The 13707-nt window shown below is 67.7% G+C and carries 14 protein-coding genes; 4 read left to right on the forward strand and 10 right to left on the reverse strand.

Features of this window, described 5'->3' with window-relative positions:
* Nucleotides 1-489: 489 nt before the first annotated feature.
* The 3 genes from AC0665_RS29900 to AC0665_RS29910 form a co-directional block, all read right to left on the reverse strand.
* A complete protein-coding gene (locus tag AC0665_RS29900) occupies nucleotides 490-1053 on the reverse strand; it encodes a cysteine hydrolase family protein (protein WP_468639224.1) in 564 nt (187 codons plus the stop codon).
* Nucleotides 1054-1260: 207 nt separating this feature from the next.
* On the reverse strand, nucleotides 1261-1722 hold the full coding sequence (locus tag AC0665_RS29905) for a DUF6114 domain-containing protein (protein ID WP_478706172.1): 462 nt from the start codon (nucleotides 1720-1722) through the stop codon (nucleotides 1261-1263).
* Complete coding sequence (locus tag AC0665_RS29910) at nucleotides 1719-2300, reverse strand: DUF6230 family protein (RefSeq protein ID WP_478706173.1); 582 nt, start codon at nucleotides 2298-2300, stop codon at nucleotides 1719-1721. Before AC0665_RS29910 ends, AC0665_RS29905 begins: the two co-directional genes overlap by 4 nt.
* Before the next feature lie 625 nt (nucleotides 2301-2925).
* On the opposite strand from AC0665_RS29910, the gene AC0665_RS29915 reads away from it, so the two are divergent.
* Entirely contained in the window at nucleotides 2926-3438 is a 513-nt protein-coding gene (locus tag AC0665_RS29915; RefSeq protein WP_478706174.1) for a GNAT family N-acetyltransferase, read from the forward strand.
* Between the two features lie 518 nt (nucleotides 3439-3956).
* Here AC0665_RS29915 and AC0665_RS29920 read toward each other — a convergent pair.
* The 3 genes from AC0665_RS29920 to AC0665_RS29930 form a co-directional block, all read right to left on the reverse strand.
* Nucleotides 3957-4424 (reverse strand): hypothetical protein, encoded by a 468-nt coding sequence (locus AC0665_RS29920; protein ID WP_478706175.1) that lies wholly within the window; start codon nucleotides 4422-4424, stop codon nucleotides 3957-3959.
* Nucleotides 4425-4693: 269 nt separating this feature from the next.
* Nucleotides 4694-5041, reverse strand: a complete 348-nt coding sequence (locus AC0665_RS29925; RefSeq protein WP_468414103.1) for an STAS domain-containing protein — start codon at nucleotides 5039-5041, stop codon at nucleotides 4694-4696.
* A gap of 671 nt (nucleotides 5042-5712) precedes the next feature.
* On the reverse strand, nucleotides 5713-6594 hold the full coding sequence (locus tag AC0665_RS29930) for a LysR family transcriptional regulator (protein ID WP_478706176.1): 882 nt from the start codon (nucleotides 6592-6594) through the stop codon (nucleotides 5713-5715).
* Between the two features lie 61 nt (nucleotides 6595-6655).
* Between AC0665_RS29930 and AC0665_RS29935 the strand changes: the two genes are divergently transcribed.
* Nucleotides 6656-7021 carry a DoxX family protein gene (locus AC0665_RS29935; RefSeq protein ID WP_478706177.1) on the forward strand — a complete coding sequence of 122 codons (366 nt, stop codon included), beginning with the start codon at nucleotides 6656-6658 and terminating at the stop codon, nucleotides 7019-7021.
* Between the two features lie 220 nt (nucleotides 7022-7241).
* On the opposite strand, the gene AC0665_RS29940 is transcribed toward AC0665_RS29935, so the two are convergent.
* Nucleotides 7242-7595 (reverse strand): GNAT family N-acetyltransferase, encoded by a 354-nt coding sequence (locus tag AC0665_RS29940; RefSeq protein WP_478706178.1) that lies wholly within the window; start codon nucleotides 7593-7595, stop codon nucleotides 7242-7244.
* Nucleotides 7596-8243, reverse strand: coding sequence for a hypothetical protein (locus tag AC0665_RS29945; RefSeq protein WP_478706179.1), 648 nt, complete (start codon nucleotides 8241-8243; stop codon nucleotides 7596-7598).
* A 401-nt stretch (nucleotides 8244-8644) separates the two neighbouring features.
* Here AC0665_RS29945 and AC0665_RS29950 point away from each other — a divergent pair, with 401 nt between their 5' ends.
* Nucleotides 8645-9289, forward strand: a complete 645-nt coding sequence (locus tag AC0665_RS29950; protein ID WP_478706180.1) for a hypothetical protein — start codon at nucleotides 8645-8647, stop codon at nucleotides 9287-9289.
* A gap of 274 nt (nucleotides 9290-9563) precedes the next feature.
* Here the strand turns inward: AC0665_RS29950 and AC0665_RS29955 are convergent, their stop codons facing one another.
* Nucleotides 9564-11399, reverse strand: a complete 1836-nt coding sequence (locus AC0665_RS29955) for an RICIN domain-containing protein (RefSeq protein ID WP_478706181.1) — start codon at nucleotides 11397-11399, stop codon at nucleotides 9564-9566.
* 67 nt (nucleotides 11400-11466) lie between these two features.
* Nucleotides 11467-12186 carry a hypothetical protein gene (locus tag AC0665_RS29960; RefSeq protein ID WP_468414094.1) on the reverse strand — a complete coding sequence of 240 codons (720 nt, stop codon included), beginning with the start codon at nucleotides 12184-12186 and terminating at the stop codon, nucleotides 11467-11469.
* A 406-nt stretch (nucleotides 12187-12592) separates the two neighbouring features.
* Between AC0665_RS29960 and AC0665_RS29965 the strand changes: the two genes are divergently transcribed.
* Complete coding sequence (locus AC0665_RS29965) at nucleotides 12593-13705, forward strand: hypothetical protein (protein WP_478706182.1); 1113 nt, start codon at nucleotides 12593-12595, stop codon at nucleotides 13703-13705.
* Nucleotides 13706-13707 lie beyond the last annotated feature (2 nt).

Consider the following 13707-nt stretch of genomic DNA (forward strand, 5'->3'; position numbering starts at 1 on the left):
ACAGTCTGTCTGGGCCGGTCGCGCCGGAACTGGACTTTTTCGGCGAGTCCAAACACGCGGAGGCCGCCGGGAAAGCGGCCCGTTAGCAGGAGCGGTTTGCCCAGGGTGGCGAACAGGTCGTCGGCGAGGCCGGTTTCGCTGGTGGTGCCCGAGCCGTGGTGCAGGGTGATCCGGCCGGACGGCGGATGGTGGGCGGCCCCAGAGGGGTGTGCGTGTGCAGCGTGTCGTCGTGACGGTCGAGAACCGCGGTGACGGACGGCAGCGGCGGAGCGGGAGGCACGGACGGTGTGGTCACGCGAGGCGGCTGAAGGTCCAGCGCAGCAGCTCAGCTTCTCGAAACGGCCATGCCTGGGCAGTCGAGTCCAGGCGCCCGCGGCTTTCGCAGCGGGACCTTATGAGCTCGGACGTGATTGGCCGTGTCGCGTCGAAGGCCGCGGATTCGTCCCGGGTTCACGCCTGAGAGCTGAGGGGCCGAGTTGCATGAGCTCCTTAGCGCGGTGCGATCGCTTTGAGCCAGTCCTCTACGGCGACGACATCTGCCCACTGCGGGAACAGCTTCTCGGTGAGCATCCGGTGCACCTCGGGGTCGGTGTCGAGGCAGGCGTCCGCCAGGACGGTGAGGCCGAAGTCCAGGTCGATGGCGCGCCACAGGGTGGACAGCACAACAGCGCTGGTGGCGATGCCTGTGAGAACAAGGCTGTCGATATCGCGAGCCCTGAGCACCAAGTCGAGATCACTGCCCGAGAACGCGCTCCCCCGCCTCTTGGTGACCACCACGTCGCCCTGTTGGGGCGCAACGTCGTGATGGATCTCGGTGCCAGGAGCTCCCTCGGTGAACAGCCCGGCTCGCACGACGTTCGTCATCACCCTGTTGCGTGGGCTGACTTCAGGATCGCCCGGCCGTAACCCCATCACCACGTAAATCACGGGGATGCCGACAGTCCGGGCACCGTCGATCGCCCTGCGCAAGCGCGGAAGATATCCAGAACCGTCGTCGGCGATGGCCACAACGTCCCGTTGGACGTCCATAACCAGAAGTGCGCTCTTCGCCATGCTTGCCGTCCCTTCTCCGTTTGTGAACACGGGCAAGTCTGGTGGATCAACCGAGCTGCGGTGGAGGTTTCAAACTGTTGACGATGGGCGATCCTGACGAACCAGCCGAAACGTCCGGAGTGGACGCGTCGGCTTACGACACAATGGTGGTCCTGGTCGATGCGGTGTGTAGTTGATCTTGACCGGCCTGTGCTGACCTCCAAGTGGTCACGCGGCGGAACGCACTAGAATTCGCACACGCGAGGGATGGTGAGTCCTCAGGGCGACCTCGGCTCCCGGTGCCGGCAGAAAGCGCCTCGCGGGTGGGGTCGAAGGTGCTTGCCGGGGGATCCAGGCCAGTGCGAGGGCGCTGCCGACGGCGGTGAGCAGGAAGCCCAGGAGCAGGCCGCCGAGGTTGGCGGCGATCAGGCTGACCAGTGACATCACGGCGGCCAGGATTCCGGAGAAGTAGCGCACGGCCGGGTTGTGCCACGTCGTCACACCGGCGACGACGAACAGTGCACCGAGGGCCCACGAGGCGGCGCCCGCGGTACCGGTGAACCGGAGGAAGCCCAGCCCCACCCAGGAGACGCAGATCAGCTCCAGCCCGCCGAGGCTCAACAGCAACCCCGCCGTGAACGGACGCCCCCGACGCCACCCCCGCCACCGGGGTCGGATCGACGCGGTCATCCGGGAGTTCCCCGCTCGCAGCCGCCCTTCGCGTGGCGCAGGTCGATGGCGACACCCCGGGACGTGATCGTCCCGGCGGTGAAGGCATGCGGCTGTGTGGCCACATCGCTGCCGCTGACCTTCTGCGCGCCGACGGTGAACAGGCCCGTGGGCCGGTCCAGGGACGCCTGCGGGGTGCTGAACTTCGCTCCCGAGAGCTTCACCGACCGGGCCGTGGTCTTGCCCGCCTCCACCGTCAGGCCAGAGGCAGAGGCGTGCTCGATACGCACGATGGCCGTCACCGCTCCGACGACGGGCAGGTGGGCAGTCGAAGTGACGCAGGCGTCCTGAACGGTGGCCGGTTCCACCCGCGTGGCCAGCGTCGGCAACAGCCCGCCACGGCCGGAGGCGGCCGGGGAGGCCGACACACCCGTTGCGGACACCCGCGCGGCGTGGACCGTAACCGGAACCTCCCCGGCGAACGTCACGGAGACGACCCCCGCGGCGCTTCCGGCCAGCAGGACGGAGGCACCTACCAGCAGGGGAGCCAGCGCCAGAGCGAACCGCCAGCGGCTCGTGCGCCCGCCGCGTGTTCTCACGGAGACGTCGTTATCGATCATGACCAGCCCAACGACCGTCTCACTCCGATCACCGCCCCGCCCGCCGAGAGCCCGCCCGGAAGTGAGCACTGAACGGGCAGAGGGCAGACGCCGGCCCGTCGCCGGCGGCAGCTACACGGCCTGCCGGCTGCCCGCCCCGGACTCTGGCCTCCCGCGGCCCGGCGCCGAGCATGTGACGCCCTGCTGCATGATCCGGGCCTGTGCACGGCGGGGTTCGAGGAGCGCAGCCGGTGCATCCACGGTTGCTGCGAGAGTGAGCAGGTCGTCGAGGCGGATGAGCGCACGGAGGCGTTTGTCCCAGGTGCGGTCCTGTGGCCGTCGGTGAGCTCGGCGAGGATGCGGCTGGGCTGGGTGAGGCGGACGCCTGCGCCCTAGCGGATGGCGAGGTGGCCGAAGGCTTGAGCGACGACTTGGTCATCGAATTTCCTTTGCCCTGCCACGTCCCGATTGCTACCGTCGACGCTCGTGCGGGAAGCACACCAACACGGTTGTGAAACAGGGAGGTTGATGAATATGGCCGTCACCGGCCTTCTTCAGCATGCCCTTTCCCGGACCGCGTGACAGCAGTACGCGGACCGGTCGTCTCCACAACCAGGAGTGACACATGACTTCCGCTTCCTCCGCCCGCACCGAACTGACCACCAGCCACCTCATCCTTCGCCCCTGGACCGCGGTCGAGGCCACCCAAGTCCAGGGCGGGAGCGGGTCGGCCCGTTGGGCGGACGACTTCCCCACCGAGGGCGACCGCGTCATCGCAGGGCTACTCGACACGAACCCCGCTTGGTTCGGCGAGCACGGCCACCGTCTGATCATCGAGCGCGGCAGCGGCCTGGTGGTGGGCTCGATCGGGCTGTTCTGGCCGCCCAGCGAGGGAACCGTCGAAATCGGCTACGGCATCGTGCCCTCCCGCCGCGGCCGGGGCTACGCCTCCGAGGCGACCCGGGCACTCGCCGCCTTCGCCCTCACCGCGCCCGGTGTCCACACCGTGGTGGCCACAGTGGAGTTGTCGAACCCGGCCTCCGCTCGCGTTCTGGAAAACGCTGGCTTCGAGCGAGTGGGCACCGAGAACGACACGGCCCGCTACCGGATCACCCGGCCGGACCACGACCGGCGGTGACCCGCACGGGGTGCCCGCTGCGGCGGGCACCCCGTGCAAGCATCGGTATAGAGCCAGCTGCCCCGAGAGTGTGCAGCCGAGATCGCTACTCAGGTCGTCCGGCACCGACGCGACCGGGTGGCCTGTTCAGGCGGAAGGGCCCGACATCGGGAGCGCAGGTACGGAAGCCGCTCATTGCCACAAGGGGTCGTCTGGGGGCGTGCGTCACGTATGTGGGGGCCGGGGACTGAAACGCTGCTCGCGCTCGAGCGGCATGGGCCGGCTGGGCTCGAGGCCGGCCTACATCCGATGCCGTCGCGGAGGGGTGCTCGGGCGGGCGATCGCTGCCGCCGCGGTCAGCATCGTACTGACTCTGTCCTCAAGTTCCGGCAGCAGATGTTCAGTTCCGTGCGAGGCGCTCGATTGGCCCCGGGGCCCAGATCACGAGATTGGCCAGGGCCGCTGCCGCTCAAGGTTCAGCGCGTGTGCTTTCGAACATGGGTCACCACTATGTGGGACTCGCGAGCCGTGGCTCAAGGTCACCTCAGCAGTCCCTGCAGGGTCGCGCGGGCTTCGGCTACCCCCTGCCTCCAGGCTGCACTGCGCAAGGTGGCGAAGTCCCATGCGACGACGGGCTCGGCCCCGCTCACACAGTAGCCGTAGACCGAAGAGGCGACGTCCTCGGTAAGGAGGTGGTCGTAGTTGAACGACCCCTCGAAGCCTGCCCAGGCCACCGCTCGGCCGTCCGCACACAGGCGCCGCAGGACTTCGCACGCATAGGTGGACAGGGCGAGCGAGGTGTCGTGGAAGGTGAGGTCGTACGACATGAGGCCGAGCGACGCGATCGCTGCCGGCTGCTCCTGGAGCATGTAAGGGCGCACCTCGTCGGGTACGAGTCCGGCAAGGTGGAACGTCTCCGGCGGCAGCGGTTCGTTGCCCGCACCGACGACGAACACGGTCACCATGGCGGGACCTGCGAAGCACAGGGCTTCTTGTACCTCGTTCACGGTGTTTCCTTTTTGCTACGCAAGGCTTGGCATCCTCAGTCTCGCAGAGGAGCGAGGCGTGGCCCAGGTACTCCCCCCGCGTCTCCGACGAACGGTGAGGGTCAGCAGACGCTCGCATGATCTTGCGGCTTGCACGGAAGCAGAGGGGCCCGCCTGCTAAGCCGTCGGGCTCGTGGCGCGGGTCCGGGTGGCGGCCTCTATGGCACAGTCCGCGGGCAGGCGCACAGTGGCCGTGGCCCGACACGCTGGAGGCCATCGGGCGCTCCTGTTCAGGCGGCCGCAGGCCGGAAGCCGGGCGGGGCGATGTCAGGCAGCAGGCGGGACAGGTCGAACACGGTCGGCTCCGCGTCGGCCGCCGTGAACAGGAGCCAAAGCGGCTGAGCGCCCAGCCCGGTCACCGTCGTCCGGCGATCCGAACTGCTCATGGCCGGGTCGAACAGCAGGTACAGGCCGGCGATATCCATGAAGGGCGCGCCCGTCAGGTCCCACTGCAGGTCCGTCACCTGCGGCGGCAGCGCGGCAGCTGCGGCGCGCAGCGGGGCCAGGGTGTCGAAATCGATCTCTCCGCGCGCAGCGATGCAGGCGCGGGTGCCGTCGATGGTGGTGGTGATGTTCATGCGGGTGTGAGCCCCCTTCCGGGGGTAGGGGTTGATGAGCCCAAAGACGAAACCTCTTCCGAGGGGTACGACGAGGGCGGGGGCCGGGCGCCCGGGACGGGAAAAACGCCGAACGTGGCCGAAGGCGGGAAACCTTGGCGGTGTCAGCCGGTTGCCTGTCTTCCCACCGTCGCACGGCGACATCCATGACTACGATCCCCACCAAGAGGATGTTCCGTGAAGTCTGTGACCATTTGACGCCGCTCCCCAGCGCCCCACTGTCCTCAGGCGTGCTGGACCCGGTCGCTCACCTGGAAACTGGGCTCGCGGAACAACACCGTCGACATGCTCACGCCCGGTCACGTCGAGACGGAGACGATCGAGGGCGTCACCGACAAGCGGCTCCCCCAACTCTCAGGTCAGCCCCCTCTACGTCGCACCGGCAAGCCGCAGGAGTTCGCCGTCGTCGGTTCCTGGCCTGTGACGGCGCCGCCCACGTCACCGGGCGGCCATCCCGGTCAGCGGCGGCATCGGCATGGCCAGTGAATGCCGGGGCTGTCGTGGCGCATTGAGCGACACCCATTCTTCCCCTCCCCCCTTCATCGCCCTTTGCGAAGCGATCAGCGCGACCGCCGCTGGATGCAGTGCCGATCCTGCCGGCGCAGCACGCCGGTGATCTTCCGGCCCGGTCCTCATTCGCGACTCAGCCGCCGCGTGATCGCCTGGAGCAGTTCATGCAGCACCGCCTCGTGCGTCCGCCGCCGAGACCGGGCTATCCCCACGCGGCTCGGTGAGACCCCGCGGACCGGACGGAACACAACATCCGGGTGGGAGTAGAAACGGGCCGCCGACGCCGGGGCCAGCGCTACGCAGCCGCCGGCCACCGCTCCGAGCCACTCGTCGGGACGGCTGGTGACGGCGCCGACCCGGACGGGGTGCCCGTCCCGTTCGTCCGCCGCCAGCCAGTGTTCCCTCCAGGCTCCGGTCTCGGCTCCGGCCGCGACGAATGGCTCGTCCCACAGCTTGCAGAACTCCACCGTCTCGCTGTTGGCCAGCGGATGCCGAACCGGCAGCAGCACCCCGCGCTCCTCGGCGAACAACTCCCGCACCGCGAAGCTCTCCTGCTTCGGAAACGGCAAGCGCACGAGTGCGGCATCGACCTCTCCCCGGGCAAGGCCGGCGCTCGGATCCGACCAGTCGAACTGCCGCAGTTCCACCCGCCAGTCCGGCTGCGCGTTGCGGAACTCGGCGATGACCTCGGGCACGGCCCCCAGCGCGCCCGCGTCCAGGAAGCCCAGGCGCAGCACCCGTGCCGCACGGCCGGTCGCCTGCACCGCCTCGTCCCAGCCGTTCAGCAGTGCGGACACCCGCGAGGCGAGCTCACAGCCAGCCTCGGTCAGCGCCATCCCCGACCGCGAACGCACGAAGAGCCGCACCCCGAGATCTTCCTCCAGGCGCTGGATCTGCTTGGTCAACGCAGGCTGCGAGACGAACAGCCTCTTCGCGGCTCCGGTCAGGCTGCCCTCTTCCGCCACTGCGGCGAAGTATCGAAGCAGGCGCGTGTCCACATCCATGCCATCAGGTTATAGAAGCATGTATTGGACGGTGCCAAGGGTGTCTGCGGACCCTGAAGGCATGCCCAGTACCCAGCTCGCGCTCCTCGTCGTCACTCTGCTCACCGCCGCCTTGAACATCGGAATCGCCGCCGCCGACTTCCTCGGTGCACGCTTCGTGCTCGCCAACTCAGCGGAGGTGGGTGTCCCCCGGTCCTGGCTCCCCTGGCTGGCCACCCTCAAGCTGGCTGGTGCGGTGGGCCTCCTCCTCGGTCTCCTCGACGCCGCACTGCGCCCCCTCGGCATCGCCGCGGCCTGCGGTCTCGTCCTGCTCTACTTGGGCGCGCTCACCTTCCACCTGCGCGCTCGCGTGTTCTACAACCTTGCGTTTCCCGGCTTCTATCTCACCACCGCGGTCGCCTCGCTGGCCTTGGCCATGGCCTCCTGAGGGCGGCACCATTCAATGTTCGAGGAGAACACTCAGCCTTCGCCGTGACAGGTCACCTGCCCTGCAGTGCCGCTGTCTGTTCCAATACGGATTCAACCGCTCGAACGTCGACGTGTCCCGCCACGCGGAGTAGTACACACCGAGCCACCGCCCAGCACTCAGCGGTGTGCACAAAAATGGCGGTGAGAAGTAGCACCACTGCGAAGTGGACCGAATGGACCTATTCGGCGGGTTCGGCGATCAGCGCCGTTCCGATCTTGTGGAAGCCGAGTCGCGCGTAGATCTGCGCGACGTCGTCGTCACCTGCCGACAGAAAGACGGTTGCCGCGCCCCGCGAGCGGGCGTCGGCCACCAGTGCCGCGGTGACCGCGAGTGCGAGACCGCGACGGCGAGCCGCAGGGAGCGTTCCGACGCCGACGATCTCCGTGATTCCTCCGAGCGGTTGATGCTGGCCGGCGGACAGTGCCGTCCCGTGCTCGACAGCTGCGGCGACCGCTGTCAGACCTGCCCGGATACGTAGCATCGAGCGTTCCACCGATCCGTCTGCGATACGGGCGTCGACCTCTTCCGTCAATTACGGTGTTCCCGCGAGGCCGACGTGGGTTCCGGGCTCGGCGAAGGCGAGGTGAGGTACGGCCAGGGCGCTGGGCAGGATCGGATCGTCCGCGCCTACGATCCGCACCGATATGTCTCCGGACAACCCTTCCAATGGCGCTGCGGGCGTACCGGGTGCGAGCACCATCAGCGGATGTTCGTGGACCACGAGTCCCGACTCCTCGACTGCTGCCCGCAGCGTTGGCGTGGTCTCGGCTACCCATTCGAAACTCTCCGGGATCCCCAACTCCCGCTGGCGAGCACGGACCTTCTGCACGTCGGTGACGTCCAGCGGCCCGGACCATCCCCGCGCGGGACGTGCGTAGAACGGCCAGCCCTGGCCCTCCCGCACGAACAGGGTGAGCGGCCCGTAGTCCTCGACACGGGCGCCGTTGCGTGGGACCGCGTCGTAGTACTCCTCGATCCGGTCCAGCAACGCCCGCTCAGGTTGATCGTCACAATACGCAGAAGTCACGCCGGGCATCCAAGCAACGAAGGCATCAACGACGCCACTCCATTTCACACGCTCCCAGCGCCCTCCGCCGTAGGGGGAATGCACACCGATGCGGTGGTGCGCATCCACTCGGTGGGCGGTGCGGCCGGCGGCGCGGGAGTGAGCCAGCAGCATCGAGCCTCCGCCAACTCACGCTGGTTGTGGGCGGCAGGCTGTGGGGGAGATCGTTGGCAACTCGACGCCTGCACGTCAGGTATTAATGCTCTGGCAGTCGGGTTCGAGGATGCGATCATGGGTGAGTCATGTTCATTCGCCCGTGAGGTGATTTCTTGAGGAAGGTGGCACTGCGTCCACACGCACTGTTGCCTCGGCAGTACGACCATCAGAGGGTTCTGGTGACGACCGTGGACGCCTGGGGCCGGACTCTCTGGTTGATCTGCCCCGATGCGGAACTCCGCCCAAGTTCGTACGGCAGGCCTACTCCTCGGCCTCGTAGCCGTCCATATGATGCGCTTCTGGTCATCGACGACGGGGGCGCAATCAGCGAACAGCGCCTGCTCGGCATGAGCTTGTGGGTGTCCCATCTCGACGCGCTGCCCAATGGCCGGTTCGTGGTGCAGGGGCACAGCGCCGCAGGGGACCAGAACGCGCAGATATACGGGATGGACGGGCGACGCCACCGCAGCTTCGCGATGGGGCGTGCGGTCGAGTTCCTGCTGGCAGACCACCGCCACCATGTGTGGAGCGCCTACTTCGACGAAGGCGTCTACATCGACCCGATCAGCGCAGCCGGCCTGGTGCGCTGGGACAGCGGTGGTAACCACCAATGGGGCTACATGCCTCCGAAGGGCGTCGAATACATCGACACGGTCTACGCCTTCAACGTGGACGACGGTGTCGCGTGGGCCAGCTACTACCCGAGCTTCCCTCTTCTCGAGGTCCGGACCAACGGTGACACTCGGGTGCGGAGCACTCCCGTGGTCGCTCCTGCGGGCATGGCCGTGCACGGGGAGCGCATCACGATGCTGGGAGGCGGCCGACAACCGGACCGCCTGCACCGCTGCCGCCTGACCGAGAGCGAGGTTCTGCTGATCGAGGAAGCCTGTCTCACCCTCCCCAACGGGGCACCTCTCAAGCGGTATGCACAGCCCATCGGACGAGGCCGCCATCTGTACTTGCGCAGCGCATCACCCAGGCAGTGGTACGTGATGGGTGTCTAGGCCGCCTCGTCTTCTCTTGCCTCAGGACGGCCAACGGCCGTGTTCGCGCAGCAGGTTCAGCGTGTCACCGGCGGTTAGAATGCACCGATCCTAAAAGTAGGAGTCGCCCTCGGCGCAACCTCCGACGGCGCCAGCAGGACGGCCGCGTCACGCGTCCCGCTGGGCGGGCACCCTAGAGAGCGTGACGCCGGCCTTCCGTGCTCAGCCGCTTCGCCGAACGCCTGTTGCGGGTGAGAATCCCGTACGCAGAGTCGTCACCCGCCGCGTTCGAGGGTTACCGGGTCCTGAAGCGGCGGTGGAGGTTTCGGGCTACGTAGACGCCCGGTCCTCCGAAGCCGACGATGTCGCCGGTGATGTCGGCGAGGAAGCGGGGGTGGTGGTCGACTCGCCAGGCGCCGGCGTCGTTGTCGTGTCCGAAGCCCCGGCACACGAGTTGTGCCTGCTCGAACTGGCCGTCGCCGCGGTTGTGCGACACCCAGACCCCTTCGTCGCCGAAGCCGACGATGTCGGGGTTGCCGTCGCCGGTGACGTCGACGAGGTGGCGGAGGTGCTTGTCGCCCGTCCACCCCTGGGCGAGCCCGAAGTCGTTGAGGATGAGCTTGGGCGGCTCGAAGGTGCCGTCGCCCCGCCCGCGGGCCACGACGGTGCCCTCCGGTCCAAAGCCGACGATGTCCACGACTCCGCCGCCGGTGGTTCCGATCAGGAACCGGGGGTGCTCCTCGACGGTGCTCCACCCCTGGTCGGTCCCGAAGTCGTCGAGGACGTACAGAGGGTCGGCGAAGGTGCCGTCCTCGTCCTGGAGCGAGACCCAGACCCCGTCGTCGTGGCAGCCGACGATGTCGAGCCTGCCGTCACCGGTCAGGTCGGCGAGGAAGCGAGGGTGCTTGTCGGCAAGCCAGCCGCCCGCCTTTCCGGCGTGGCCGAACGCCCGGAGAGCCGGCTCGTCGGCGAGTGGTGCGAACTTTCCTTCCTCGTCCTGCAAGGAGAGCCAGACACCGTCGTCGTGGCAGCCGACGATGTCGAGCCTGCCGTCACCGGTCAGGTCGGCGAGGAAGCGAGGATGTTCGTCGGCAAGCCAGCCGCCCGCCTGCGGGCCGTGGCCGAATGCCTTCAAGGCCGGATCGGCACCCGCAGGTGCGAACGTCCCGTCCTTGTCCTGAAGGAGTACTCGGACACCGTCGGCGGCAAGGACGACGGCATCCGGCCGGCCGTCACCCGTCGTGTCCGCCAGGGTCCACAGGTCCTTGGGACTCGGGGAGGGCACGGGCGGGTGGAGGACGCTCTCGGCGTCTTCGAAGGTGCCGTCGCCCTGGCTGGAGGCCGTCACCACCCCCTTTCCGGGTTTGAGCCCGAGGATGTCCGCTCGGCCTGTTCCCGTGGTGTCGGCGAGTAACCGGCAACCGAGCCCGGCCCACCAGAGCGGTTGCCCGCTCGGAGAGCGGCCGGCTCCAGTGCTTTTCCACCCGCCTGCGTCCTGGTCGCTGCCGAACCGCTGAAGGACCAGCAGCATGTCACTGAAGGAGGGCGTCGCTTCGGGTGCCGGTCGTAGTGCTTTCGAGCGGGCCAGCCGCCAGGAGCGTCGGCCGTTCCAGTGGCTCAGTGACGCCCAGCGCAGCACGGGGTCGCTGGTGCGCTCGGGCTTGGCCGTCACGAACCGCCAGCGCTGGCTCGGGGCGCTGTCGTCGTAGTCGCGCAGGACGACCCGGGTGTCGTCCGTGCCGGGGTCGTCGAGGTCGAGAACAGCTCCACCGGCCACGTCCTCGATGAGGTAGAGGCCCGCTTCGCCGTCGACGGGGACGACGTGCCACTGCTGGGCCTTCTTGCCTGCGGCGGCGTCCCATTGGCGGACGCCGCGGTCCGCGGCGGCGGGGTTGTCGAGCACCTTGCCGCTGACGGCGTTGCGGATCACGTAGGCCTGCTGGTCTTGTACCTGCCCGGCCTGTGCAGGCTGCACGGGGGTGAGCTGCCACTGATCCGGGCTCGGTCCGTCCTCGGGGAAGTCGCGGACGACGAGCGCCCCGTCGGTGCCCGGCGCGGCCTTGGCGCCGAGGGTCCTTCCTGTGGCGGCGTTGACGATCTCCAGTTTCAGTTCTTGCGTGGGGACGGGCATGGTGATGCCTCTTCCAGGCGGTACGGGTATGGGCTCGGGACGGCTGCGGCGCGGCGGTGGCCGCGGTTCACGTGAAGACGTGGTGGTAGGGGACGCTCCACTCGTTGGGCAGGCGCGGGTAGAAGGTGTTGATGACCGTTCCGGTGAAGTCCCCGCCCCAGTTGTAGGTCAGCCGCACCTCGCTGTCGGCCGCCACCGCGTGGTCCTTGAACCCGAGGATCGCGTCGGGGTGGGTGATCGGCACGAACGTGATCCCACCCCACGGTGTCACCGTGACGACCCAGAGCTGGGAGTCCTCCGGCGCGCCGTTCTTCCCGCGCCACTTGTCGCCGACCTTGTCGGGCAGGCCGACCTGGACGGTGTCGGCTGTGCTCTTGGGGGCGTCCTGGTGGACGGTGATGCGCCGGCGCTGCGGCTTGGGCACGCCGTCGTCGCCGCGCCCGGCGTCGGCCGCGCCGGCACCGGACGGTTTGGGCGCCACCTGGCCGGCGGCGCTTTCGATGAAGTACAGCGGTCGCTGCCCGAAGAAGCCGGCAGGGGTGATGTGCCAGAGGTGGCCCTGCGCCTCCTTGGTGGCCGGGTCGAGCGCGGTGGCCAGCTTGACCCCCTTGTCGTGGCTCGCCTCCCCCAGCTCGGCCGGTCGCAGATAGCCGCCGTTGAAGGCATGGACGAGCATGACCGGCCGATTCTCCACCAGCGCAGCCACGATCGCGTTGTCGTAACTGTTCACCGCCACCGGGCCGCCGACCACCAGATTCGACATCGCCGTGCGTTCTTGGGTGTACATCGCGGAAACCTCACCTGTTCTGGATGTGGCAAGACAATGCGCCGAGCACTCAGTGCGGTGATCCACCGGACGGGATAAGCCCATGTCCTGATCGCCCGAACCCATAGGGCCTCAAGATGAAGAGGCGACCAAGCCGGATGCCTCGCTCACCGCAACACGACGCATATTCTGCGCGAGCGGGACTTTCAGAAAGCCATCAACCGGTCGGTCGACAGCACTTCAACTTACTTCCCCACCAAGCGAGTTGGGATCGCCCGCGAACTCATTTCACCCGTTTGGACGCAATCCACAAAGACCCCCTTCCCGGAATTTGCTCACCCTGCTAGCTTCGAACTCCGAAAAAGCGCGCAGATGCCTGTTGCTTTTTCGCCGAGCGATTTTCGGCCAGAGGAGTCGAGGACGGGGAATGCCTTCCAACGCGTACAGCCTGGACCGAACCAAACGGCAGCCACTGACGAAGAAAAACCTGCGAGAACTGAACATCGATCAGAACTGGCAAGCCATTCTGGACCACCCCAACCTGGTCTACGTCGACGACTACGGTGTGCGGCACAAGCCCGTCGGGTTCTCCGTGAACAAGTCGGCCTTCGGGGCCTTCCCCGCCTCCGTGTCGGCGTTCCAGCTGGGCTGGCTGGCGTACATGAATCTCGGGGAGCCGCTGATCGAGGAGCGGTGCGGCATCGACCAGCCCCCGCCCGACACGTTCTCCTGCCGCTCCTACGTCAACCGCAGCCAGACGGAGCCGATGACCTTCACCGACTCGGTCGATTTCACCGTGTCGAACGGCATCACGTGGTCGCTCCACGGAGACGCCAAGCTGACCTTTGGCGGCACGGTCAGCGCACAGTTGCAGTTGCAGCTGCAGAACCAGCTCAAGATGGACCTCCAGGCGCAGCTTCAGACGCAGTGCCAGAACGAGGTGTCGAACAAGAACGCAAACACCGTCACCAACAAGAACAGCAAGGACAGCGTCGGTGTGGACAACGCCAACGCCACCGAGACGGCCACGCGGAACGCGGCGACGAATTCCGCGACGAACTCGGTGACGGACTCGGTCGCGTTCACCACTCAGGGCAGCGCCACCGGCACCGCGTCGCTCAACGCCTCGTTGGCGCTGGGCATCGCAGCCACCGTCGGTGGCTCTTTGACCACGAGCTGGGCCTCGAAGTCGCAGATCTCCGGCAAGGTCGCTGCGAACTCCCGCGTGGATACGATCGTGACGCAGCGGCGTTGCTGCAAGCAGTACCGGTACGAGATCCCGGTGACCTTCTCCGGGTTCATCGCGGTGAAGTACGACGTGCCGGTGGCGGTCCTGTCTCCCCCGCAGCCCGGGGGCTACCCCGGCCTCGACCGGCTGGTGGCCCGCCCCATCAGCGACCTCGATCTGGCCGGCGGCGGATTTCTGATGCACGGATGGGCCGAGGTCGTCTCCGCCCTGGATGTCCACCACACGATGTTCGACGGCGAAAGCCTGACCGACAGTGACCGGGCGCTGCACAAGCAGCCTTCCGATGAGTGAGC

The organism is Streptomyces sp. NPDC043685 (assembly GCF_056436585.1).

Bases quoted from the DNA above. Each gene is read 5' to 3' on its own strand.
- AC0665_RS29900 (WP_468639224.1), bottom strand. From the start codon at position 1,053: ATGGCGAAGAGCGCACTTCTGGTTATGGACGTCCAACGGGACGTTGTG.
- AC0665_RS29930 (WP_478706176.1), bottom strand. From the start codon at position 6,594: ATGGATGTGGACACGCGCCTGCTTCGATACTTCGCCGCAGTGGCGGAA.
- AC0665_RS29960 (WP_468414094.1), bottom strand. From the start codon at position 12,186: ATGTACACCCAAGAACGCACGGCGATGTCGAATCTGGTGGTCGGCGGC.
- AC0665_RS29935 (WP_478706177.1), top strand. From the start codon at position 6,656: ATGCCCAGTACCCAGCTCGCGCTCCTCGTCGTCACTCTGCTCACCGCC.
- AC0665_RS29955 (WP_478706181.1), bottom strand. From the start codon at position 11,399: ATGCCCGTCCCCACGCAAGAACTGAAACTGGAGATCGTCAACGCCGCC.
- AC0665_RS29945 (WP_478706179.1), bottom strand. From the start codon at position 8,243: ATGCTGCTGGCTCACTCCCGCGCCGCCGGCCGCACCGCCCACCGAGTG.
- AC0665_RS29925 (WP_468414103.1), bottom strand. From the start codon at position 5,041: ATGAACATCACCACCACCATCGACGGCACCCGCGCCTGCATCGCTGCG.
- AC0665_RS29965 (WP_478706182.1), top strand. From the start codon at position 12,593: ATGCCTTCCAACGCGTACAGCCTGGACCGAACCAAACGGCAGCCACTG.
- AC0665_RS29915 (WP_478706174.1), top strand. From the start codon at position 2,926: ATGACTTCCGCTTCCTCCGCCCGCACCGAACTGACCACCAGCCACCTC.
- AC0665_RS29905 (WP_478706172.1), bottom strand. From the start codon at position 1,722: ATGACCGCGTCGATCCGACCCCGGTGGCGGGGGTGGCGTCGGGGGCGT.